At 72.1% G+C, this 2,241-nt stretch carries 3 protein-coding genes and 1 pseudogene; 2 read left to right on the top strand and 2 right to left on the bottom strand.

The window, feature by feature from the left end:
• A pseudogene (locus CCN42_RS32460) lies at window positions 1–341 on the top strand (ABC transporter); the annotation flags it as partial.
• Window positions 338–1,129: an ABC transporter permease gene (locus CCN42_RS32455; protein WP_086740963.1), complete on the top strand. Its 792-nt coding sequence runs from the start codon at window positions 338–340 to the stop codon at window positions 1,127–1,129. The pseudogene CCN42_RS32460 and the gene CCN42_RS32455, both read left to right, overlap by 4 nt.
• A 110-nt stretch (window positions 1,130–1,239) precedes the next feature.
• Here the strand turns inward: CCN42_RS32455 and CCN42_RS32450 are convergent, their stop codons facing one another.
• Together CCN42_RS32450 and CCN42_RS32445 are read right to left on the bottom strand one after the other, a co-directional pair.
• Window positions 1,240–1,947, bottom strand: coding sequence for an NAD(P)-dependent oxidoreductase (locus tag CCN42_RS32450; protein ID WP_086740961.1), 708 nt, complete (start codon window positions 1,945–1,947; stop codon window positions 1,240–1,242).
• Window positions 1,944–2,241, bottom strand: a 298-nt coding sequence (locus CCN42_RS32445) for an EamA family transporter (RefSeq protein ID WP_158102160.1), incomplete at its 5' end; no start/stop codon positions are given. The genes CCN42_RS32445 and CCN42_RS32450, both read right to left, overlap by 4 nt.

Genomic DNA, 2,241 nt, shown 5'->3' with positions numbered 1-2,241 from the left:
TCGCCGTCCTCCACAACGGCCGCCTCGCCGCCGAAGGCACCCCCGAGGAACTCAAGCGGATCGTCCCCGGCGGACACGTCCGCCTCCGCTTCACCGACCCCACCACCTACCGGACCGCCGCCACCGCACTGCCCGAGACCACACGCGACGACGACGCCCTCACCCTCCAGATCCCCAGCAACGGCACCCAGCGCGAACTGCGCTCCCTCCTCGACCGGCTCGACGCCGCCGGCGTCGAAGCCGACGAACTCACCCTCCACACCCCCGACCTCGACGACGTCTTCTTCGCCCTGACCGCCACCACCGCCGTTCCCCACCAGACCCAGGAGACCGTCCGATGAGCTCCCTCTCCCTCGCCGTGCGCGACTCCTCCACGATGCTCCGGCGGAACCTGCTGCACGCCCGGCGCTACCCGTCCCTCACCCTCAACCTGCTGCTCACGCCGATCATGCTGCTGCTGCTCTTCGTCTACGTCTTCGGCGACACCATGAGCGCGGGCATCGGCGGCGGCACCCCGGACCGCTCCGCCTACATCGCCTACCTCGTCCCCGGCCTGCTGCTGATGACCATCGGCAGCACCGTGGTCGGCACCGCGGTCTCGGTCTCCAACGACATGAGCGAGGGCATCATCGCGCGCTTCCGCACCATGGCCATCCACCGGGGCTCCGTGATCGTCGGGCACGTCGTCGGCAGCGTGCTGCAGTCGATCGTCAGTGTCGTCCTCGTCGGCGCCGTCGCGGTCGCCATCGGGTTCCGCTCCACCGATGCCACCGTCCTGGAGTGGCTGGCGGCTCTCGGGCTGCTCGTGCTCTTCGCCACGGCGCTCACCTGGATCGCCGTCGGCATGGGTCTGGTCAGCCCCAACGCGGAGGCCGCCAGCAACAACGCCACGCCCCTGATCCTGCTGCCCCTGCTCTCCAGCGCCTTCGTCCCGCTCCACTCCATGCCGGGCTGGTTCCAGCCGGTGGCCGAGTACCAGCCGTTCACCCCGGCCATCGAGACGCTGCGCGGGCTGCTGCTCGGCACCGAGATCGGCCACAACGGGTGGCTCGCCGCCGCCTGGTGCGCGGGGCTGACCGTCCTCGGCTACCTGTGGTCCACCGCCAGGTTCGACAACGACCCGAAGTAATCACCGTCGTGACCACGCGGGCCATGTCCCCGCAGCTCGTTCCACCCCAGGGCGGCGCACACCGACTCCCCGTCGGCGTACGCCGCCCGTTCGTTCTCCAGGGGGGACGGTCAGCGGGCCTCGTGGTGGACGACCGTGATGTGCCGTTGCCCGCGCGGGACTTCGAGTTCGTCGACGGCGGCCACGGACAGATCCTCCGCGCTGATCCAGGAGCGGCCGTCGGTGGTGGTGAGCAGGGTGTCGGTGCCGCGGCGGTAACGGCCGGTGCGCTCGCCCGGTTCCAGTTCGGCGGGCGGGCTCAGATAGACCCAGTCGGCGTCGGGGCGAGCCTGGCAGGTGCGCAGCTGGGCGACTCCGGCGGCGGCGACGGTCCGCCAGGGGGCGGGTACGTAGGCCGGGTTGTCGGCGACGAGCAGGTGCGGGTCCCCGGGGCTGCGCAGCGCGCCGGCGCCGCCGATGACCAGGACGCGCATGCCGAGTTCCGCGGCGCTGTCCAGTACCGCCCGGGTGGTGCCGAGCAGGAACTCCTCGTCGACCGGGTAGGTCCGTACGGTCAGCACGACCGCGTCCGCGGTGGAGCCCGCGAGTGCCTCGTGCACGGCGTGCGGGTCGGCGGCGTCGAGCGCGACCGGTGTCATGTGCGGGTGGTTGGCCGTGGGTTTCCGGGACAGGGCCAGCACCCGGTGCCCGCGAGCGACGGCCTCCGCGGCCACCCGGCTGCCGGCCATTCCGGTCGCGCCGAGTACGGCGATCGTCCTGCCCGTCGCGTTCCGGGTCACCGGGGTGTCGGCCCGCGTCTCGTTCGTCGGCGTGTTCATCGCATCTGTCCTTCTCTGATGGGCACGTTCGGGGGGTTGAGCTGCGCGGCGAGCAGCGCGGCGAGGGCGAGGACGAAACCGGCGGTCTGGGGCGCGCTCAGCGATTCGCCCAGCGCGATCCCGACCAGGGCCGCGACCAGCGGGGACAGCAGCACCAGAGGGGCGGACGCGCCGACCGGGAGTTGCGCTATCCCGCGGAACCACAGGGTGTAGGCGATCAGCCCGCCCATGCTGCCGAGCCACAGGTAGCCGCCGACGGCGCCCGCGTCGAGGTGCTGCGGCACGCCTTCGACC

This window comes from Streptomyces glaucescens (assembly GCF_002154375.1).
GTDB classification, from domain to species: Bacteria; Actinomycetota; Actinomycetes; order Streptomycetales; family Streptomycetaceae; genus Streptomyces; species Streptomyces glaucescens.
The sequence above is the reverse complement of the archived record's forward strand: the minus strand, read 5'-3'. Positions and strand labels throughout refer to the sequence as shown.

Coding starts and splice junctions, on each gene's coding strand:
- CCN42_RS32455 (WP_086740963.1), top strand. CDS start 338: ATGAGCTCCCTCTCCCTCGCCGTGCGCGACTCCTCCACGATGCTCCGG.
- CCN42_RS32450 (WP_086740961.1), bottom strand. CDS start 1,947: ATGAACACGCCGACGAACGAGACGCGGGCCGACACCCCGGTGACCCGG.